Source organism: Nocardia sp. 348MFTsu5.1 (genome assembly GCF_000383535.1).
Classification (GTDB): domain Bacteria; phylum Actinomycetota; class Actinomycetes; order Mycobacteriales; family Mycobacteriaceae; genus Williamsia; species Williamsia faeni.
The window spans coordinates 142,976-166,941 of record NZ_KB911509.1 but is presented as its reverse complement, the minus strand read 5'-3'; the positions used below and the strand labels follow the sequence as shown (position 1 = coordinate 166,941).

General features: G+C 66.3%; 3 protein-coding genes. All 3 read left to right on the top strand.

Annotation, left to right across the window (positions count from 1 at the left end):
- The first annotated feature begins 49 nt into the window (after window positions 1–49).
- From H290_RS0100685 to H290_RS27405, 3 genes are read left to right on the top strand one after another with little or no spacing between them, the layout of a single operon-like run.
- A complete protein-coding gene (locus H290_RS0100685) occupies window positions 50–3,259 on the top strand; it encodes a non-ribosomal peptide synthetase (protein WP_020104825.1) in 3,210 nt (1,069 codons plus the stop codon).
- A complete protein-coding gene (locus H290_RS0100680) occupies window positions 3,256–10,902 on the top strand; it encodes a non-ribosomal peptide synthetase (RefSeq protein WP_020104824.1) in 7,647 nt (2,548 codons plus the stop codon). Before H290_RS0100685 ends, H290_RS0100680 begins: the two co-directional genes overlap by 4 nt.
- Window positions 10,899–23,942 (top strand): non-ribosomal peptide synthetase, encoded by a 13,044-nt coding sequence (locus H290_RS27405; RefSeq protein ID WP_020104823.1) that lies wholly within the window; start codon window positions 10,899–10,901, stop codon window positions 23,940–23,942. The genes H290_RS0100680 and H290_RS27405 overlap by 4 nt, the downstream gene beginning before the upstream one ends.
- Window positions 23,943–23,966: the final 24 nt, after the last annotated feature.

Sequence of the window (23,966 nt, the reverse complement as noted above, 5' to 3'; positions counted from 1 at the left end):
ACCGGTAATGGACAGGCTAACCTAAGGTCCGAGTCGTCGTATCGGGAAAGTGAAGAGCATCGTGCAGTTCCGGCAGCAGGTTCTGCGCACGTCCAGTGCTGCGGAGAACGTCCTTCTGGCGCAGGCACTCGCGCCGGGGAATCCGACTTTTGTTGTTGGTCAGTTCCTGCGGATGAGCGGCCCGCTGGAGGTCGACCTGCTGGTTCGTGCCATTGATTCCACCCTCGCCGTCCTCGACGTGGCCACGGCCAGATTCACGATCGATGCCGGTGGTGGGTCGATGGTCCTGGGCCATGAGGCGCCGGCCGCGCAGGTTGTGGATCTCAGTGCTCACCGGTCGCCGGAAACGGCGGCGCAGGATTGGGCCCGGAAACGACAGTCCGTTGCCATCGACCCGGCATCGCAGCCGTGCGTACGGGCGACCGTGCTCATGCTGGATTCGCAGACCCATCTGCTGCACCTGGCCGCACATCACGTAGCGCTCGACGCCTTCGGCATCGCGCTGCTGATGCGCAAGGTCTCCGCGGTCTACGAGGGCGCCGAGCCCGCCGCGATGTCTCTTGATGAAGTGGTCGACGACGACCTGCGATACCGATCAAGCGAGCAATTCGGCACCGATCGCGAGTTCTGGGCGAACGAGATCGACGGATCCGCAGCGGCGGCCTCGCCGGCACATCCGGACGCCGGGCCGGCGGCCATCGCCGCATCGGTGCGTACCGAGCGGATCATGCTGGCGCCGCAGACCGTCGCTGCGATGAGCAACCCGGCGGTCGCGGGCAGCACCTGGATCGAGGCGCTGGCGGCCGGTGTCGCCGGATTTGTTGCCCGCGTGACCGATCGCGATGAACTGGTCCTCGGGTTCCCGATGATGGCCCGCATGGGTTCACCTGCCACCCGCGTTCCCACGACGTCGGTGAACGTTGTCCCACTGCGTATCCGGACTGCACTCACCTGCAGTGCGCGCGACGTCATCGAGTCCTTTCAGCAGACGCGTACGCGCATCGCTGCACACTCCAGATATCGCGGAGAAGACATTGCACGGACCGTGCGGTCCGCCGGATCGTCGCCGATCGTCGGGCCGTCGATCAACATCAAGCCGTTCGGCGACCGGGTGCGATTTGCCGGCCTGGATGCATCGGTCGAATCCCTGGCCCGGGGGCCGGTGACCGACCTGAGCGTCACCGCGCAGCGCATCGAAGCCACCGGTGCGGTGGAGCTGTGCATCGACGCCGACGCGCAGCGGTACACCGGCGTCGAACTCGCCGCGATCGGCGCGCGTCTCGTCGAGTTCATCAACCGATTCACGGCGATCGGATCAGATACCCGTCTCGGCCAGATCCCGGTCGTCACGGCAGCCGAGGCCGCGGACCTCCAGGTCGAGGGACCACGCGTCGACCTCGATTCGAATACCGGTGTGTTGCAGTTGATTCGGGATGCGGCGGCGCGAACGCCGGATGCCGTCGCGATCACCTCGGACGAACGCGTGATGCGATACGGCGAACTGATCGACGAGGCCGATCGGCTGGCAGATCGCCTGCGACGACGCGGAGTCGGCGCCGGTGACAGGGTGGCCCTTCTGCTGCCGCGCACCCCGGCACTGGTTGTCGCCCTGCTGGCGACGCTGGCCGCGGGCGCGGCCTATGTCCCGCTCGATCCGCGATTCCCGGCCGACCGGCTCGAATACATGCTCGGGCACAGTGATCCGCGCAGCATCCTCACCACGACCGACTGCGCTGCGGTCCTGTCCGGGCATCAGCTCGAGCGCACGATGGTCCTCGACGCACCGGACGCGATCGGGTCGCCACGGCGATCCGGCGTCGTCAGCCGGACGCCGGATTCCACTGCCTACGTGATCTACACATCGGGTTCGACCGGGTTGCCCAAGGGTGTCGCCATCAGCGACCGGGCGATGGCAAATCTGGTCCGCGACATGAGTACTCGTTTCGATTTCGGTCCGCAGACCGTCATGCTGGCGGTCACGACGATCTCCTTCGACATCGCTGTGCTCGAGCTGTTCTCGCCCCTGATCTCCGGGGGATCGGTCGTTCTGGCCGGCAACAGCGAGATCCAGGATCCGCACGCATTGGCACGCTGGATCGATTCCGCCGGTGTCAACGTAATGCAGGCGACGCCGGCGCTGTGGGCAGGTCTGCTCACCGTCGGACCGGCGCTCGATCTGCGTGGCGTCGTTGTCCTCGTCGGCGGCGAACCGCTACCCGAATCCGTCGCCGAAGCGCTCGGAGCTGCAGCGCGCAGCGTCTGGAACATGTACGGCCCCACGGAGACGACCGTGTGGTCGACGTTGGCGAAGGTGACCTCGGGCGCCGACATCACCGTCGGCAGGCCGATCGCCAACACCGGCGCATACGTACTCGATCGCGGCTTGCATCCGGTTCCGGTGGGCGCGATCGGCGAGCTCTACCTGGCCGGTGACGGTGTTGCCACCGGATACTTCGGCCAGGCCGATCTGACCGCATCCCGATTTGTCGCCGACCCGCATCAGCAGGGCCGCCGGATGTACCGCACCGGTGATCTCGCCCGGTGGCGGACGGATGGCCGGCTCGATTGCCTGGGACGCACCGACGATCAGGTCAAGGTTCGCGGCTTCCGGGTCGAGTTGGGTGACATCGAAACCGCGGTGGCCAAGGTCGCGGGCGTGGATCGATGTGTGGCGCGGGTGGTTCCGACTGCCACCGGTGACCGGCTGGTCGCCTACATCCGGCGAAGTGCCGGCGCACAGGTGGACAAGGCGCGGATCCGTGAGGACCTGCGCCTGACACTGCCCGAGTACATGATTCCGGCAGCGGTCCTCGCGGTGGACGCGTTTCCGCAGACGCCCAACGGGAAACTTGACCGAAAAGCGTTGCCCGCGCCGGATTTCTCGACGATGGTCACCTCATCGAGGGAACCCGCAAACGAGGTCGAGGCCACGCTGTGTGCCGTGTTCGCACAGGTGCTCGGCCTGGCTCAGGTGGGTGTCGAAGACGACTTCTTCGGCCTCGGCGGTGACAGCATCGCCGCGGTACGGGTGGTCGGGGCCGCGGCACGTGAAGGATTGACCGTGACGGCCGCGCACGTGTTCGACTCGAGAACCGTTGCGGTACTCGCTGATTGTGCTGCGCCGGCGGCTGCTTCAGAACCTGCCGACCTACCGCCGGCGGTGCATACGCGGGAACGGGTGCTGCCCGAAACCGCCGTGTTGACCGGGCTCTCACAAGAAGAGCTCGATGAGTTCGAAGGCGAAGGTAACCTACTGTGACGTCGCGGCCCGCTGGATCGTCCACGCTCGAAAATGTCGTTCCGCTGACCCCGTTGCAGGAATCACTGGTTTACCAATCCACCAATGCTGTTGGTACCGACGTGTACTCGATCGTCCTCTCGGTACCCCTGCGCGGCGTGATCGATGCGCAGCGGCTGCGGTCGGCGATGGTCGCCGTCATAGACGCGCACCCGAGTCTGCGTACCGGGTTCGCCCGCCGCAAGACAGGCGAGCCGGTCGGGCTGGTCCGGTCGTCGAACGAATTCAGTTGGCAGGAACTCGACGACACCGCACTGCCGGAGTCCGACCAGGTGGCACATCTTGCGGACGTGATCGCCGCGGAACGCGTCCACCGCTTCGACCTCACCGCGCCACCACTGGTCCGCGCAACGCTGGTGCGTGCCGCCCCGGAGCAGTCGGTCCTGGTGCTGACCGTGCATCATCTGATCGCAGACGGATGGTCGTTGTATCTGCTGCTCACCGATTTGCTGCGGGCCTATGGCGGCGATCTCACCGATCGGGTCGACGCCACGCGCGCGTACTGGGACTTTCTCACCTGGCTCGCCGCCGACCAGAAGTCGGGTGGGCAACGCCTAGAACAGTTCTGGACACCGGAGTTCGCCGGTCTCGCCGGTGGAACCCTGCTCGCCGACAGCGGATCACAGCGCGGAAGGTTGGACCTTCCGGTCGAGTTCGAGGTCTCGGTTGCACCCGAGGTCGCCGCCCGGCTGCGCCACACCCTCGGCGCCGCAGGTCTGACGCTCAACACCGCACTGTCGCTCGTGTGGGCAACGGTGCTCGGCAAGCACCTCGGACGCACGGATGTGGTGTTCGGGGCCACCGTATCTGGCCGCCCGCCGGAGATCGACGGCATCGACTCGGCCATCGGCACCTTTGTCGACACCGTCCCCGTGCGGGTGCGGTTGTCCCCGTCGGCAAGTCTGCTCGACAACGCGATCACGCTGCAGCAAAAGCAGATTCAGCTGATGCCGGCGATGCACGTCGGGTTGGGGGCCGTGCAAGGTGCGGTCGGGGTGGGAGAGCTCTTCGACACCATGCTGGTGGTCGAGAACTTCTTGATCGACTCCGCAGACATCCACGAGGCGCAGCGCAGTGCGGGCGTCGAGATGGGCGATCCGGTCATCGCGGATGCCACCGAATTCCCGCTGTCCCTCACCGTGGTTCCGTCCCCGTCGGGGATCCGGATCCTGGTGAAGTTCCAGCCGGGTCGGGTCGCCGAACCGGTGGTCCGGTCGTTGGTCGACCGGCTGCGTACGGGACTGGACAGTTTCGCTGCCGGCCCGGAGCGTGCACTCGCCTCGATCGACCTCACCCCATCGACCGAGCAGGCACCGGCGAAAGCGCTGTCGGTGATCACCGATCCCGGTCCGATCGTGTCGGTGCCGGCGCAGATCCGAAAGCGGGCGGCGACGATCGGAGACGAAATCGCACTCGTCGCCGGTACCGCCTCGCTGACCTACGCGGAACTGCTTGCCCGCGTTGATGATGTCGCACACGAGTTCGCTGCACGGGGGATCGGTTGCGAGAGTGTTGTCGCGATCGCGCTGCCGCGAGGGAGCGACGCCGTGGTGTCGATGCTGGCAACACTCGACGTGGGAGCTGCATATCTGCCCATCGACCTGGCGTACCCGCACGAGCGAATCTCCTACATGGTCACCGATGCCGCACCGGCGCTGGTGGTCACCGACGATCCGGGGGTGGCGGCTCTCGCCGACTGCCCGGCTGTCGATCCGGCCACCATCGAGGCCGGAATCGGGCGCGCGAATATGGCCGCCGAGGTGTTCATCCCGGCATCGATCGCCTATGTCATCTACACATCGGGATCCACCGGCACACCCAAGGCGGTGCTGGGGACCGCGGGCGCGCTCGCCAACCGAATCGCCTGGGCCGCGTGGGCCTGGTCGTTGCCGACCGCCGACGTCCGACTTGCCAAGAGCTCGTTCAGTTTCATCGACGGATCCACCGAGCTGCTGGGTGCACTGGCCGCCGGTGCGAAGGTTGTCATCGCCGATTCCGGCACGGCCGCAGATCCGCATGAGCTGGGCCGGCTGATCGACGATCATGCGATCAGCCAGCTCACCGCGATCCCCGGTCTGGCCACCACGCTGGCAGACACCACGGCGGTGCCGTCGGTACGCCGGTGGATCCTGAGCGGCGAACCGCTGACCGCCGACGCGGTGAATCGGATCAGCCGCGCCACCCCCGGGGCGGAGCTGATCAACTCCTACGGTTCGTCCGAGGTCGCCGGAGACGTGACCACCACCATGGTGGCGCCCGGCGATCGGGTGCTCGTCGGTTCCGCCGTGCCCGGCACCGGGATCTGTGTGCTCGACCTGTTCCTGCAGCCGGCCGCACCCGGTGCGGTCGGCGATGTGTACGTGCGCGGTGCGCAGTTGGCGCGTGGATACCGGGGCAAGCCCGGCGCCACCGCGCTCGCATTTGTCGCTGACCCGAATGGGCACGGCACCAGGCTTTATCGCACTGGTGATCTGGGCCGTGTCGATGACGAAGGCCGGCTGGAATTGCTGGGCCGAAGCGACAGCCAGGTGACCATCCGTGGACACCGCGTCGAATTGGCCGAGGTCGAGACGGCCCTGGCGGCACTCCCGGAGGTCACCTCGGGCGCGGTGGCGGTACGTACCGACGCACACGGCGACAACCTGCTGGTCGGATACGTTGTGCCCGAACATGGTGGCGTTACGGGGGAGACACTGCGCCAGGCGATGTCCCGGCGACTGCCGCGTCACCTGATCCCCACCGCGTGGTCACTGGTCGAGAACCTTCCGGTCCTGCCGAACGGCAAGCTCGATCGTGCGAATCTTCCGGAACCCGTGGTGTCGAGCGCGGGCAGCGGGCGCGGCGAACCTCGCACACCCGCCGAGGCGCAGCTGTGCACACTCTTCGCCGAGGCCCTGGGAGTCTCGCTGATCGGGCCGGACGACAACTTCTTCGATCACGGTGGGCACTCGTTGTCGGCCACCCGTTTGGTCACCCGCGTGCGTGCGGTCCTCGGATCATCTCCGACCGTCGCCGACATCTTCGAACACCCGACACCTGCCGAGCTCGCCGCAATCATCGAGACCGACTCCGGTACGGCCACCGAACCGCTTGTGGCGCAGGATCGGCCGGTGCGATTGCCGCTGTCGTTTGCGCAGCAACGCCTTCGGTTCCTGCACCGGATCGAAGAGTCCCGGTCGGCCTACACCCTTCGGTTCGCACTGCGGTTGGACGGGCATCTCGACCGCGCGGCGCTGCGGCGCGCGCTGTCCGCCGTGGTGGATCGCCACGAGGCCCTGCGGACCATCTTCCCGGAAGACCCGGACACCGGTCATTCCCTGCAGGTGATCCTGCCGATCGGAACCGAGGTCGGGTGGAACGAGAGTTCCGGCAGCGACGCCACTCTGGCCACCACCCTGCAGTCGCTCGGTGAGCAGACCTTCGACCTCACGACCGAACTCCCGATCCGCGGCGAGCTGATCGAGATCGGCCCGCGGCGCAGCGTTCTCGTGGTGCTGGTCCATCACATCGCCGCCGACGAGTGGTCGGCGGGGGCATTGATGAGCGACCTGGCCCGGGCCTATCAGGGCGAATCGTTGCCGATCCTGCCGGTGCAGTACGCCGACTACGCGCTCTGGGAAAGACGTGTCCTCGGCGAGCCGGATCAGCCGACCGACCTCACCCGACGCCAACTCGACTACTGGCGGGGTCAGCTCGCGGGCATACCCCTCGAATTGCCGTTGCCCTACGACCATCCGCGTCCGGCGCACGCGTCCTACCGCGGAGCGACCGTCGAGTTCAGTGTGAGCGCAGCAGAACTCGCATCGCTGCGGCAGGTGGCGTACGCCACCGGATCGTCGATGTTCATGGTTGTGCACGCGGCGACGGTGATCGCGCTGTCGGCCTCGGGTGCCGGCACGGACATCGTTGTGGGGACACCGGTGGCCGGCCGCACCGACACAGCACTCGACGAACTGGTCGGATTCTTCGTCAACACCCTGGTGTTGCGCACCGACCTCGGTGGGGACCCGACGCTGGGTGAGGTGCTCGCGGCGGTGCGGACCACCGATCTCGAAGCCTATGTGCACCAGGATATTCCGTTCGAGCGGATCGTCGAAGCGCTGGATCCGGAACGCTCGCTGGCTCGTCAACCACTGTTCCAGACCCTGGTCCAGTACCGGAATGCGATTGTCGCGCCGAACTTCCGCGGTGCGGTGAGTGAACCTGTCGTCGCCGGATCCCGGACCGCAAAGTTCGACCTCACCTGTGAGTTCCGGGAATCCGCCGAGGATCTCGGTCTGACCGGGACGTTCGAGTACGCCACGGATCTCTACGAACGGGCGACCGTGTCGGCGATGGTGGAACGGGTCCGCGGCGTCCTGCAGGCCATGTCCGCTGATCTGACCACCCGCTTGTCGTCGTTGCGGCTGATCACTGCCGACGAAGAACAGGTGGTGTTGTCCGGTGCGCTGCCCGCGGCGCAGGTGGCAACATCACTGACGGAGGTGTTCGCCGAATCGGTACGCACCCATCCGACATCGATCGCGGTTCAGGACACGACCGCGTCGTTGACGTACACCGAACTCGACCAGCGGTCGCGATCGCTGGCAGCAGCTCTGATCGCAGCGGGAACCGGCCGCGGCTCCTTCGTCGCGCTGATGGTCCCGCGGACAACCGATCTGGTGGTCGCGGTGCTCGCCACCCTGCGTACCGGTGCGGCCTATGTCCCGATCGATCCGGAGTACCCGGCCGATCGCATCCGGATGATCGTCTCCGATTGCACCCCGGCCGTGCTCGTGGTCGCCGGCGGTGTTGTACCGCCCGCCGGCCTGCCGGCAACTGCAACCGTGGTGACCCTCGAGACAGCCTGTCAGACAGTCGATCCGGCTGCTCCGGAGTTGCCGGTGGCGCTGACCGAACATGATCCGGCCTACGTGATCTACACATCGGGGAGTACGGGCAGACCCAAGGGTGTTGTCGTCTCCCACGGCAACGTGTGTGCCCTCCTGGACGCTACTGCCAACCGGTTCGAGTTCGGCGCGGACGATGTGTGGACACTCTTCCACTCGTACGCGTTCGACTTCTCGGTGTGGGAGCTGTGGGGAGCCCTCGCCTACGGGGGCCGGATCCAGGTTCTCGGCCGCGACGAGGTCCGATCGCCCGCTACACTACTCGAGACGATCAAGCAGGCCGGTGTCACCGTCCTGAATCAGACCCCGACTGCTTTCCGGCAGTTCGACGCGGCCGACGCCGAAACGCCAGGCATGGCCGAATCATTGCGGTACATCATCTTTGGTGGCGAGGCCCTCGAACTCCCAGCGCTGGCCGGATGGTTCGCGCGGCACAGCTCGCCCATCGGTGATCGACCGGCAGGTCCGGCCCTGATCAACATGTACGGCATCACCGAGACGACGGTGCACGCGAGTTGGCTCCACATCGAGGAGAAGGACACCCGGGTGCCGTCGAGTCCGATCGGCGCGCCGCTGGCCGGATTCCGGGCGCGGGTACTGGACCACCTGCTCCGCCCTGTGGGTCTCGGTGTCAGTGGTGAGCTGTACCTCACGGGCCCACAGGTCACCGCCGGATATCTCCGGCGAGCCGGTCTGAGCAGCGCACGTTTTGTCGCCGATCCCTGGGGCGACGCCGGTGAGCGGATGTACCGCACCGGTGATGTGGTCCGGTGGACTCGTCGAGGAGATCTCGACTATGTCGGTCGCGCCGACCAGCAGGTCAAGATCCGTGGATTCCGTATCGAACTCGGCGAGATCGGCGCCGCGATCCGCGACATCGAGGGCGTTCGCGATGCTGTTGTGCTCGACCGTGAGGGACCGTCGGGTGCAACCATTCTGGTCGGTTATGTGGTCGCTGCGGACCACGTTCTCCGCGAAAACATACTCACCGCACTGAGCGTTCGGCTTCCCGACTACATGGTGCCGTCGTCGCTGGTGTTTCTGCGTGAGTTCCCGATGACACCGCACGGCAAACTCGATCGCACGGCACTACCCGAGCCGGACTTCGGCACCAGTGTGGGTGCGAGAGAACCGGAGACGGACAACGAGCGGATCCTGTGCGAGGTGTTCGCCGAGGCGCTGGGCCTCGAACAGGTTTCGGTCGACGACGACTTCTTCGCGTTCGGCGGTGACAGCATCGTGTCGATCCAGCTGGTCAACCGGGCGCAGCGCCGTGGCCTGACCTTGGCGACGCGGGACATCTTCACCCACCGGACCGTGGCAGCGCTCGCGGCGGTGGCGACGAGAGAGGATGAGGACCAGGCGGAAGCTGATGCATCCGTGGGTCCGGTTGCTCTGCTGCCCATCATGTCTCGTCTTCGAGAGCTCGGTGGGACGAGCACCCATATCAATCAATCCATGGTGGTGCAGGTCCCTGGAACGGTTGACGCCGAAGCCATCGCGACGATTGTGTCGGCTCTGGTCGATCACCACGACGGTCTGCGACTGCAGCTCACCGATATCGCCGGCATCCTCTGGTCGCTCGAGATCAGGCCACGGGATGTGGTGTCCGGGACAGACGTTCTCGAGGTTGTCACGGTGCCCGGCGACACCGACCTCGCCGCCGAGGTGGCGCGTGCATCGGCAGCTGCCCGCGATCGCCTTGATCCCGAGTCCGGACGGATGCTGGCAGCGGTCTATCTCGACCGCGGAAACGCCCCGGGCCGACTGATTCTGGTGATCCATCACCTTGCCGTCGACGGGGTGTCGCGGCGGATCATCCTCGAAGATCTGGAACAGGCCTGGAGCGATCTGCAGTCCGGTCGGCCGATCGATCTGCTCCCGCCGCGGACCACACTGACCCAGTTCGCCGATCGGGTGTCGGCCGCGGCGCTCGATCCGGCGCGGCAACGTGAACTGTCCCATTGGCAGAGCGTGCTGGCGCCGGGTGGAGAGCTGGTTGCGGGCCCGGTGGCCGGAACGGTGGGAGAGCAGCGCCTGGTGCAGGTGGAGCTCGACACCGCGACGAGCGGTGCGCTTCTCACCTCGGTACCGGCGAAGTCAGGGTTCGAGGTGACCGCGGTCTTGCTCGGATCGGTCCGATCGGTCCTCGGCGATGCTTCGAGGGACGTGGTCGTCGATGTCGAGCGGCATGGCCGCGAGGATCCCGATTCGGGGCCGGCCGTGGAGCTGACCCGGACGCTCGGCTGGTTCACCGCGATGGCGCCGGTTCGGTTGCCCGCCTTCACCTCTGTCGACGATGCCGTTGCGCAGACAGCGGCCGCCCTGGCCGAGGTGCCCGGGTCCGGCCTCGGATATGGAATGCTCCGCTACCTCGATCCTCAGACCAGTGCGATTCTTTCTCAAACAGGCGGCGCCCAAGTACTTTTCAACTACCTCGGCCGGATACCGGTCGGCAAGGGTGGCGACTGGCTGCCGTCGCAGGAGTCGGCATCGCTGAACACCCCACCGGATCCGGATCTGGGTGTCCCGTACGCGCTGGAGATCGAACTCGTCTGCCTCGATGGGCCCGATGGCCCGGTCCTGCGTGGCCGGTTCGCGTACCTCCCGGGTCTCCTCTCCGAGGAGGCCGTGATGAGCCTGGCCGAGGAATGGCTGTCGGTCAGTGAGCAATTGGCGGGTTCCGCCCTGAATGTGGTGGAGGCAGCACGGTGACCGACGTCAAAGAGTCGTACGACGAGGTAGATGACCCTTCGACCGAGTCGGGTGTCGTCTTTCCGGCCACGGCCGCGCAGCGTGACATCTTCCTCGGTTCGCAAACCTCGCCCGACGCGACGCTGTACAACACCGGACTCTACGGGGCGGTCACGTCCGGCCGACTGGACATCGATCGACTCGTCACCGCCATCGGCAGTGTGATCGCCAAGGCGCCGACGTTGCACGTCCGATTCACGATGGCGCCCGATGGTGAACTCCTGCAAGTGGTCACACCGCCGGCATCGACTGACCCCCAGGTGATCGACTTTCGCACCGAGGTGGATCCGCGCGGCGCCGCGATGGCGTGGATGCGGACCGAACTCGATCGTCCCCGGAACGTCGCCGGCGACCATCTGTTCGGAACCGCGGTCCTGCGGGTGGCTGATGACGAGACGTTCTGGTTCATGTACGCCCACCACATCGTCTGCGATGGCGTCGGTCTCATGCAGCTCGGTCTGTCGGTGCGCCGCGCCTTCCCGGCGCCGGCCGACTTCGACCCGGGTGCTCGCTGGTCGGTCGAGGGCTACCTCCGGGCCGATGAGGACTACCGGCAATCGGTGCAGTTCGACCGCGACCGCGAATACTGGGTCGGGCAGATGGCCGACCTGCCGCCGGCACCGCGACTCCTGAATCGTTTTGTCCCACCCGCCCAGGGCACCGAACACGGCGCGGTGGTCCTCGACACCGAACGTACCCGGGTCTTGCAGGAACTCGGCAAAGAGCACGGTGTGCCGCTGGCTCAGGTTTTGATCGCGGCCTTCGCGGCCTTCACCTACCGCAAGACCGGACTGTCCGACATCGTCTTCGCGCTGCCGATGACGGCGCGGGGTGTGAGCGAATTGCGATCGATTCCGGCGATGGTGTCGAGTGTTCTGCCTTTGCGGGTGGCTGTCGACGGTCGCGACACTCTGGTCGACGTCGCTGCCCGAGTGGCCGGCCGGATCGCGGACATGTTGAAGCACGGCCGTTTCCGAGGTGAGGACCTCGGTCGGGAACTGCGCGGTCGTGACCCCGGCTATCGCATGTTCGGTGCCGGGATCAACGTCCTGACCGCCTCGTCGAACGCCACCGTGGGTGGATTGCCCGCACAGTTCATTCCGCTGGCATCCGGCCCTGTGGGCGACGTCGAATTCCTGGCAGTGATCCAGAGGGGTCTGGAACCGATCCGCATCGCACTGCGCGGCGTTGCCGAGGCCAAAGACGACGTGGTCGAGGTCGCGGGCGAGCTCGAAGCGTTCTTCGACGACCTGTTCGTCGACCCGGCCGCCCGGTTGCAGGCATTGGGGTCGACCTCGGCGGCCGTATCGGACGGCGCCGCACAGGCTTTGCCGTTGCTTCCGGCACTGCACCGGGCGCGCGCGCAGCCGGAAACGGTTGCCGCGCTGCGGACCCGGATGGTCGACCTGCCCGCCGGATCCACCACCGAACTCGTCCGCGAAGCGGCGCGCGCGCTGGTGGGCGCCCACCCGATTCTGCGTACCCGGCTGTCCGAGCCGGCTGCCGGACTGTGGTCCCTGGAACCGGTTGAACCCGAACTCTCCGAAACACCGGATGAGATCGATGCCCGTGCGGGCCGAGTCCTGGCTGCGCACTGGAACTCTGATCGGGCCGTCGTGCAATTGACGGTTGCCGCGCTGTTCGTCGACGAGGAGTCCCTCTCCGTACTGGCGGCAGAACTGACCCGGGCCGTCCTCGACGCGCTGGCCGGACGAGCGATCCGGATCGATCCGCCGGTAACGTATATCGGCGCTGTGGCACAGGAACTCTCGGCCCGATCACGGTCACCTCAACTGCTCGCCGAGTTGCCCCACTGGATGCGAATCCTGGCCACCGGTGGACGTCTGGCACCTGGCACCAACGAACTGCCGACCCGCGACCCGGCGGCACCTGCCGGGTACATCTCCGAATTCCCTGTTGCCGCACCAGACGAGCTGGCACCGGAAGAACTCACCGCAGTGTTGTCGGCTGCAGCCGCGGTGGCGGTCACGCGCTGGGATGCCGCCCGCGGTATCGACCGGACCGAGATCGTCTTCGAGATCGGTCAGGACACCCACCACAAGGCCCCGTTCGGTCTGGATCTGTCCGGAACCGTCGGCCCGCTGCGATCGGTCGCACCGATCCGGATGCCGCTGGGAACCGACGCCGAGCAGGATCCGGCTCATCTCATCGAGATCGCACGAGAGTTCTGGGCCGATGCGGCGGATGTGCGCTACGAGGTTCTGCGCCACCTGCAACCGCAGGCGGGCGCCGCGCTGGCAGCGCTGCCGCCGGTGGACCTCCGCGTCGAACGGCTCGACACCGACGAACCGATGCCGCCCGCGACCGCGATCAGGCTGACACTGCGACGCAGCGATGCCGGCTGGACCGGGCGCGTGGAGGGCAGGTCAACTGCGGCAACTGATCTCGAGCTCGATCAGCTCTCCGCAATCTGGGTGCAGACGTTGACCGCGATGTTGCCGTCGGCCGCGGCGCGGACATCGCGGTACCTGGTCCGGGTCACCCCACAGCAGGATGCCGCCCTCATATCGCTGGCCGGAGAACACATCTCCGACGTGTGGCCGCTCTCGCCGCTGCAGGAAGGGCTGTTCTATCAGGCCCAGGTCGATCCCGACAACGACATCTATACGGCACAGTTCTGGCTCGATGTCGATCATCGCCTCGACGCGGACCGTCTGCGGGTCGCCGCCACCGAACTGATGAAGCGAAACCCCGCCATCCGGGCAGGATTCACGGTCGTCGGCTTCGATGCGCCGGTCCAATTCGTGGTCGACGATCTCGAACCCACACTCACCGAGGTCGACCTGTCCGGATACCCGCCGGCCGACCAACCCGCGATGCTCGAAGCCGAACTGGTACGTGATCGCCGAACACCGTTCCGGCTCGATGCACCGCCGCTGTGGCGGATGACCCTCATCCACCTCGACTCGGGCCATGACCGTCTGGTGATCAACCGGCAGTTCATGTTGTGGGACGGCTGGTCGGGCGGACCCTTCGTGTCACAGCTGCTGGCGCTGTATGCCACCGCGGATTTCGGTTCGGTGGATGCCCCGCAGGCCACCTTCGGCGACTACCTGGCCTGGCTGGGAACGCAGGATCAGCAGATCGCGCAGGATGCGTGGGCACAGATCCTCTCCGGTGTCGAAGAACCGTCACTGCTCGCACCGCGCGCCTCGGGAATGGCAACCGCCCCGCCGGCCCGGATCGAACGCACACTCGGCAAGGACTTCTCGACGGACCTGCGTGGTGCCTCCCGCGGTGCGGGTGTCACCCTCAATGCGGCACTCAATTCGGCTCTGGCGCTGGTGCTCTCGCGCCATCTCGGTCGCGCCGACGTGATCTTCGGATCCACCGTGTCGGGCCGCCCGACCGAGGTCCCCGGACTCGATTCGGTGATCGGACTGTTCCTCAACACGATTCCGGTCCGGGTGGGCTTGCGACCGGGGGAGACCCTGACCGAACTCGCTCGGCGCGTGCAGACCGATCGAGTGGATTCGATGGCCTACGACCATCTCGGTCTGGCCGGTATCCAGCGCGCCGCCGGTGTCTCCACGCTGTTCGATGTTCTGTACGTGCTGCAGAACTTCCGAACCGAGGCCGAAGAGGCGGAGCAGTCGCAGCGCCACGGTCTGCTCGGCGAGGGCAGCCTCGACCACACGCATTACCCGGTCACCATCGTGGTGACGCCGAGCGACGAGATCCGCTTCCGGATCGAGTACCGGACCGACCTGATCAGCGACGGCCTCGCCGCGACACTGGCCGACGAGTTTCGGACGGCCTTGGTGACATTCGTCGAGGCTCCGGAGACCGTTGCTGCCGCCGCGCTGCCGATCGCACTCCCGGCGGCGCCGGCCGAGTCGCTCTACGACGTGCCCGACGTGACGATCTCCGAGATGCTGGCCGAGCGCGCCGCCCTGATTCCGGCGGACACCGCACTGGTATTCGGCGACGAGCGGGTCACGTATTCCGAGCTCGACGCGCGAATCAACCGGCTGGCCCGACTGCTGATCTCCCAGGGCGGGGGGCCGGAGTCGATAGTTGCCATCGCACTGCCCCGCAGTATCGAGACGGTGGTCGCGCTGTTCGCCGTACTCCGTTGTGGCGCAGCATATCTGCCTTTGGAACTCGACCATCCCGATGATCGACTCGAGACCATACTCGACCAGGGTGAGCCGATGGCGGTCCTGACCGTCGCGGGCACCGCGCCCAGGCTCGGCACCGGTCGGAATCTGCTGGTACTCGACGACGCAGAGACCCGTCGGCAGATCGCTGAACTGCCCGAATCATCATTGACAGCCGCCGAACTCGGAATCTTTGCCCCCGGAACCCCTGGCCGGCTCGGGCATCCGGCATACGTCATCTTCACCTCGGGTTCGACCGGTCTCCCGAAGGGTGTGCTGACCCCGTATCTCGGGCTGACCAACATGCAGCTCAACCACCGGAGTGCGATCTTCGATCCGACCGTCCGCGCGGTTGCCGCGTCCGGCCGGTCTGATCGACTTCGGATCGCCCACACGGTGTCGTTTGCCTTCGACATGTCGTGGGAAGAGCTGCTGTGGCTTGTCGAAGGCCACGAGGTCCACGTCTGCGACGAGGAGCTCAGGCGTGATGCGGCCGGGCTTGTCGACTATTGCCGGCAGCACCTCATCGACGTTGTCAACGTGACCCCGACCTATGCCCACCATCTCTTCGAGGCCGGGCTCCTCGCGGGTCCGGAGGACGTCTCGTCGGCGTATCCCGGGCATCGCCCGCCCCTGGTCCTGCTCGGTGGTGAAGCGGTACCCGAGAACATCTGGCAGCAACTCCGCGACACCCCGGATGTGCTGGGTTACAACCTGTACGGGCCCACCGAGTACACGATCAACACCCTTGGTGCGGGCACCGACGAGAGTGACAAACCCACCGTCGGGCATCCGATCAGCCGCACCGAGGGCCACCTCCTCGATCCGTGGCTCCGACCTGTACCCGAAGGTGTGGTCGGTGAGTTGTATGTCACCGGAGCCGGTCTCGCGCGTGGCTACCTGAACCGGGCCTCGCTGACCGCGGAACGTTTCATCGCCGATCCGTTCGCGGAGGCCGGGCAGCGGATGTACCGCACCGGTGACCTGATGCGGTGGCGGACCGACGGGAACCTGGAGTTTTTGGGGCGCACCGACGATCAGGTGAAGGTCCGTGGCTATCGCGTGGAGGTCGGCGAGATCGAGGCCGTCCTCGACGCCCATCCCGACATCGTTCGGGCCGCGGTGATCGCGGCCCCGGATCCGTCGCTTCCCGGCACCAAACGCCTTGTCGCCTACGTGGTTCCCGCTGGCGGATTCGATGGGGATCTGGCTGCGCTGCGTGCATACCTCGGCGGCCTGTTGCCCGATTACATGGTCCCGGCGCTGTTCTCGACGGTGGACAGTTTGCCGATGACCGTCAACGGCAAGCTGGACATCGCAGCGCTGCCCACACCGGAACTGGCCATCGGCGGCGTGCGACGGGCACCGCGCACCGACACCGAACGTGCTCTGTGTGAGGCATTCGCGTCGATCCTCGACATCGACGAGGTCGGCATCGATGACGACTTCTTTGCACTCGGCGGACATTCGATGTCCGCGATGCAGCTGGTCGGCAGGGTGGAGGTCGATGACCGCAAGTTGGCCATCCGCGATCTGTTCGAGGCTCGGACCCCGGCTGCCCTGGCGGTTCGTCTGGAGGGCGGTGGGAAACAGATCGAACCGGAAACTTCGTCTCTGCTCACCATCGCGAGCACGCCCCGGCCCGACGTGGTTCCGCTGTCTCCGGCCCAGGAACGCTTGTGGCTCCTGCACGGGCTTGACAGCGACGACCTGTCGTACCACTACGCACACGTTGCACGTATCGACGGCGTTGTCGACGAAAATGCTTTGTGCGCAGCACTTCTGGATGTCCTGGAACGTCATGAGGCACTGCGCACGGTGGTTCGCACCGTCGCCGGACAACCCACCCAGCATGTCCAGGTGGCGGCCGACGCTCTGGCACTCGACGTACTCGACATGCACGGCCGCGATGACACCGTGGTCCGCAGCAGTGTCGCCGAGCATCTGACCCGACGCTTCGACCTGGAACGGGGCCCGGTTATGCGGACCTGCCTGGTCCGCGTCGGCGATACCGGCGAGCACTCGGTGATCGCTTTCGCGCTGCACCACATGGTCACCGACGAGTGGTCGGACCGGCCGCTGCTGACCGACCTGACCATCGCCTACCTGTCGCGGTTGTCCGGGGCAGCACCCGAATTCACGGACCTGCCGGTCCAGTACGCGGACTACACCCTCTGGCAGCTCGAGCGACTCGGTTCGGTGTCGGATCCCGACTCTCGGGCGGCCCGCCAACTGGACTACTGGAAGCAGACCCTGGCCGGTCTGCCCGATGAGATCGAGCTACCCCGTGACCGTCGGCGGCCGACGCTTCCGACCGGGGCCGGTGACATGGTCACCGTCGAGATCGGACCGCAGGTCCGCGACGCACTGCTGGCGGTCGGACGCGAGGTCAACGCCAGCATGTTCATGGTCACCCAAGCCGCAGTGGCCGCGCTGCTGAGTCGCCTCGGCGCCGGAACCGACCTGGCATTCGGTTCGCCGATCTCCGGCCGGGCCGACCCGGCGCTGGCCGACCTGGTGGGCTTCTTCGTCTCGACACAGGTGTTGCGCATGGACGCCTCGGGCAACCCGACGTTCACCGATCTGCTGGAGCGGACACGTGAGGTCGACCTGGCCGCTTTCGAGAATCAGGATCTGCCCTTCCAACAGATCGTCGAGGCACTCAATCCGCCGCGTGTCGCCGGCCGCAACCCGCTCTTCCAGGTGATGATCAGCTACCTGCAGATCAGCGCCGCCAATCCGGAATTCCTCGGAATGCCAACCGAATTCGAGAATCTGCAGGCGCAGCACGCGAAGTTCGATCTCGCATTCACATTTGTCGACACCGACGCGTCGATGACCATCGGCGTGGAGTACTCGACCGAGCAGTTCGACCGCTGCACCGCAGAGGGTTTCGGACGCCGGCTTGTCGGTGTCCTCGAACAGGTTGCCGCGCGTCCGGGCGCGAGGATCGGCGACCTGAGGGTGATCGATTCCGCCGATACCGAGGTCCTCACCGAACTCCGCGGTGCACCGGCGCCGGTGCCGATGGCTGCGACGTTGGCCGATCTGCTTCTCGCGAGTAAGCCGCAGTCGCAGCCCGCACTGCTGACAGCTGGTGACCGGTCGATGTCGCACGGCGACTTCCGCGCCGCCGTCGCACGTCTGGCCAGACACCTCATCGCGGCCGGAGTCGGCCCGGAGTCGGTTGTTGCCGTGGCGATTCCGCGCTCGGAAGAGCTGCTGACGGCTATTCACGCCGTGGTCATGGCCGGCGCTGCCTACCTGCCCCTCGATGTGGACTATCCGGCCGACCGGCTGCAGTACATGGTCTCTGCCGCCGCGCCGGTCGCCGCGATCACCGTCACCGACTGGGTCGGAAACATTCCAGACAGCCTGCCGGCCATCGTGCTCGACGATGCGGAGGTTCGGGTTCGGCTCGCCGCACTGCCGGGCGATCCGATCGACGACGCCGAGCGCACCGGCCGGTTGCTGCCGGACCATCCCGCGTACGTCCTGTTCACCTCGGGATCAACCGGCCGGCCGAAGGGTGTTGTCGTCTCGCACCGGGCGATAGTCAACCGACTGGTGTGGATGCAGAGTGTCTACGACGTCGGCGCCGGTGATCGAGTGCTGCACAAGACGCCGATCAGCTTCGATGTCTCGGTGTGGGAACTCTTCTGGCCGTTGGCATATGGTGCGACCCTGGTGATCGCCGAACCGGACGGTCATCGCGATCCGGCGTACCTCGCTGCACTGATCGATCAGCAGCGGATCCGGTATGTGCACTTCGTCCCGTCGATGCTCGAGGTCTTCCTGGCGTCCCCGGCTCTGTCGGAGCTACCGAACCTCGCCGAGCGTGGACTCGAGGCGATCATCGCCAGTGGGGAAGCGCTGCGGGCGGATGTCGCAGAGACACTGCGCAAGCGACTGCCGGGCGTGCGGCTCGACAACCTCTACGGACCCACCGAGGCGGCAGTGGACGTCACGGCCGCAATCGGCGTGGGTGACGGAACTTTCGAGGACCCCGATGCCGTCGGCACTGCACTCTCATTGGGTGGTCCGGTCTGGGGCACCGACCTGTTTGTCCTCGATGAGTTCCTTCAGCAGGTGCCCGAGGGTGTGATCGGTGAACTGTTCCTCGGTGGCACCCAGTTGGCCCGCGGCTACCACGCAGACCCACGACGCACGGCCGAACGCTTTGTGGCACACCCGTTGGCCGCCGGGCAGCGTCTCTACCGCACCGGTGATCTGGTGTGTGTGCGCCGTGATGGTGACGGCCGGATCGGGCTCGTCTATCGGGGCCGGTCCGACCAGCAGGTCAAACTGCGCGGACTTCGTATCGAACTCGGTGAGATCGAGACTGCGATCCTCGAATCCGGTGGCTTGACTGCTGCGGCGGTCGCGGTGCACGCGGATGATCTGGTGGGCTACTACGTGGTCGATCCGTCAGCGGCGGATCTTCCGGGAGCCGAGACGATACGCGGTGCCGTCGCATCCCGGCTGCCGGTCTACATGGTTCCCGCGCAGCTGATCGAACTCGACGAACTACCACTGAGCCCGAGCGGAAAACTCGACCGGCGGGCATTGCCGATCCCGGCGACTGCGGTGCGCACCTCACGAGCTCCCGTCGGTGAGCTCGAGACGGTCCTCGGCGAGGTCTTCGCCGAGGTTCTCGGATGGGATCCCGCGCAGGGTCCGGTGGGGGCAGAAGACGACTTCTTTGCCCTCGGTGGGCACTCGCTGCTCGCGATCCGGGTCTCCAATACGCTCGGTGAAAGACTGGGCGTCTCGGTGGGGATGCGAGATCTCTTCGAAAATCCCACGATTGCTCAGCTGGCCGATCACCTGGAGAACAGCGGGGCAACGCAGCCGCGCCCGCAACTCGTGCCCCGTGAGCGTCCCGCGCTGGTGCCGCTGTCGTCCGGTCAGGCCCAGATGTGGACGATGTACGCCGTCGGCGGTGCTGATCCCACCTACAACGTGCCGGTGTTCTGGAGCCACCCCGATCCGGTCGATGAACTGGTGCTGGCGCAGGCACTTGCCGATGTTGTTGCCCGGCATGAGGTTCTGCGGACCGTCTACCCTGAGGTCGACGGAGAGCCGGTGCAGCTCATCAAGCCGGCCGGATCGGTCACGGTTCCTGTCGACTCGATCGAGGTCGGTGAGGCGGACGTCGTTGCGACCGTTGTGTCGGCGGTGTCGTACGCGTTTGAGCTCGATCGCGAGATGCCCATCCGGGCAACAGTTCTCAAAACCGGTGGCGGAACAGATGTGGTCTTGCTATTGCTGCACCACATCGCCACGGACGAATGGTCGGCGGCGCCGTTGCAGCGTGACCTGACCGAGGCCTACCGGGCCCGATTGGCCGGTGCTCGGCCGGACTGGACCCCGCTTCCGTTGCAATACGCCGATTACGTGCTGTGGCAACGTGATCTGCTCGGCGATCCGACGGACGCCACCTCCAGAGGAGCTCGTGCGCTGGACTATTGGCGGTCGCAGCTGGTCGGGGTGCCGGAAGAGCTTGCGTTGCCTTACGACCACCCGCGACCGGACCGGATGAGCAATCGCGGCGGTACCGTCTTCCGGCGGATCGACCCCGAGATCATCGGGCCTCTCCGGGAACTCGGCGCACAGACCGGCGCCAGCATGTTCATGGTCATGCAGGCTGCGGTCGCAACGGTGTTGCACCGCATGGGTGCCGGCACCGATATCGCGATCGGATCGCCGATTTCCGGGCGCAGCGACTCGCTGCTCGACGACATGGTCGGCTACTTCCTCAATACCGTCGTCCTGCGGACGGATCTGTCCGGGCAGCCGACGTTCACGGAGTTGGTGGGCCGAGTGCGGGCAACCGATCTCGCCGCCTTCGACCACCGTGACGTGCCATTTGAACAGGTTGTCGATGCGGTGGCGCCGAACCGTTCGCCGGCGATCCATCCGCTGTTCCAGGTGATGATCGTCTATGTGACCGGAGCATTGGCGGACACATCTTCGCTGGGCGCCGGTGCACCGGAACAGTTTTCCGGCAACGGGACCGCGAAGTTCGAGCTGTCCTTCGACTTCACCGAGGATCAGGCGACCGGGGTGGTCGGTTGCGCGTTGCAGTACAGCAGCGACCTCTTCGAGCGGTCCACGGTAGAGGCGCTCGCGGAGCGCCTGATCGCGGTGTTGCGCACGGTGGCCGGGCGCACGGATGTTCCGCTGCGCGAGATCGACGTGCTCTCGGCTCCGGAGTCGGACAACGTGTCGGCATGGTCTGCCGGTGACCAGGTGGACATGCCGCCCGGCACGATCGACGATCTACTGGTCGCTGCCGCACGGCATCACGCCGACGCCGAGGCGGTTGCCTTCGGGGACCAGTCGATGACCTATGCGCAGTTCGATGCGCACACCAACGCGCTGACCCGCCTGCTCCGGCTCCGGGGCGTGCGTCCCGGCGACCGGGTTGCGGTGGCCCTGCCGCGCAGTCTGGAACTGCCGGCGGTCCTGACCGCGATCATGAGGGCAGGCGCCGCGTACGTGCCGATCGATTCGGACTACCCGCTGGACCGGATCGAGTACATTCGCGAAAACAGCTCGGTGGCACTGACAATCGCCGACTCGACGACAGTGTCGGCACTCGGCGATGCCACCGATGTGGTGTTGCTCGACGATGCCGGCCTGCGCGGCGAACTCGCAGAACTGTCGACGGAGCCGGTTACCGACGGCGAACGGGGCCGGGCGATCCTGCCCGGCGACGCCGCTTACACGATCTACACCTCGGGCTCGACCGGCCGGCCGAAAGGCGTGGTGATCGATCATCGCGGTCTGGTCAACTTCTTGGTCTGGAAGCAGCAGACCACCGGAATCGATGCGACGGACCGGATTCTGCAGAAGACGCCGTTTTCGTTCGATGCGTCGGTGTGGGAGTTCTTCGTCCCGTTGATGATCGGTGGAACCGTCGTGATGGCGCAGCCGGGTGGACATCGTGATCCGGAGTATCTCCTCGACACCATCGAGCACGCGCGGTTGACCACGGTCGAATTCGTGCCGTCGATGCTCAATGCGTTGCTGCAGTACAACTTCCCGGCGGAAGCCACCGCATCGGTGCGGCGGGTGTTCTGTGGCGGTGAGGCGCTGTCGGCGGCGACCGCGGCCGAGGCCATGTCCCGATTCGATGCCGACCTGTACAACCTGTACGGGCCCACCGAGACCACGGTGGGTATCACCGGCGAGCTCGTGACCGAAGAGGTCGTCGCCGGTGGCCGGGGCTTCGGTGCGGGACTGTCGATCGGGCGCCCGGCGTTCAACTCAACGGCGCGAGTGCTCGACGACTCCCTGCAGCCGGTGGCGGTGGGAGTGGTTGGCGAGCTGTACCTCGGTGGTCCGCAGGTGGCGCTCGGCTACCACGGACAGCCGGGTCTGACCGCCACTCGCTTCGTCGCCGACCCCTTCGGCGGGATCGGTGAACGGCTCTACCGCACCGGCGATCTCGTCCGCTGGACCGACAGCGGTTCGATCCAGTACCTGGGCCGGATCGATGATCAGGTGAAGATTCGCGGATTCCGGGTCGAAACCGAAGAGATCAGGTTCGTGCTGGAATCACATCCCTCCGTGCGTTCGGCCGCCGTTGTCGTGCGGCGACGGGGCTCACTCGGCGAGCCCTACCTGGCGGCGTACGTCACCCGGGCCGGCGCCGGATCCGATACAGACGACGATCGCCTCATTGCCCGGCTGCGCGGATTCTTGGCCCAGCGGCTTCCGGACTACATGGTGCCCAGCGCATTTGCCGAACTCGATGAATTGCCGGTCACCGTCAACGGCAAGTTCGACGCCGCCGGCCTACCGGAACCGGTGGCGTTCTCGGCCATCGATCATCGCGAACCCGAGACCCCCACCGAGATCCTGGTTGCCGAGGCACTCCGCGAAGTCCTGGAGATCCCGCACGACGTGGCCATCTCAGCGAACAACGATTTCTTCGGTCTCGGTGGCCAGTCATTGTCGGCGACAAGGCTTGTCGGTGCTCTGCGCAGCAGGACCGAGCGGCCGGTGGCCTTGCGGGTCATCTTCGACGGGCGGACCGTCGCGGGGATCGCTGCGGCGATCGATGCCGGGGAGCCGGGTGGGCCGATCCATCCGATCGCGGTGGAACTGGCGCCGTCGACCAATGGGCGTTATGTCTTCGGCATGCACGCCATCACGGGAGTCGGCACCGTCTATTCGAGCCTGCTACCGCACCTGCCGGACGGCTATGGCCTGATCGCACTGCAGGATCCGGCCCATGGCGGGTCGACGCAGGATTTCGCCAGCCTGGACGATCTGGTCGCGAGCTACACCGATGTGGTCCGCAGCTACCAGGCCGAGGGACCCTATGAGCTGGTGGGATTCTCATATGGTGGCCACATCGCCTTCGGAATCGCCCGGGAGTTAGAAGGTGCCGGTGAGACGGTCAGCGGGCTGACCATCCTCGACACGCCACCCGTCACCGCCGGCGGGGTGATCACCTCGCCGGATCCCGATGAGCGTGAGCGCGAGGTGATCCGGGTCTTCGCCCACTACGCGGCGCTGCCCGGCACCGACGTCGATGCGGTGCTGGAACTACCGCCGGCCCGGGCTCGAACCGAGATCGTGCGCCGCGGTCGGGAGTCGGGTGGTCCACTGGCGGACGTGAGTCCGGACCAGGGCACTGCGTTCCTGGAGTCGATTGCCCGGTGCCTGCGGTTGATGAAGCAGTCGCCGACCCATGGTGCGGTGTCGGTACCGATCGACCTGGTGATGGGCTATCTGCACTTCGGGTCCGAGGACGCGACCGGCGAACTCTGGCAGGCACATTGCCGAAGCGAGATTCGTATTGAGCGGGTCCCCGCCGTCCACGACGACCTGCTGTCCCCGGACTTCGTGGGGCAGTGGTACCGGTGAGCTCTACCTGCGTTCACATCGAGA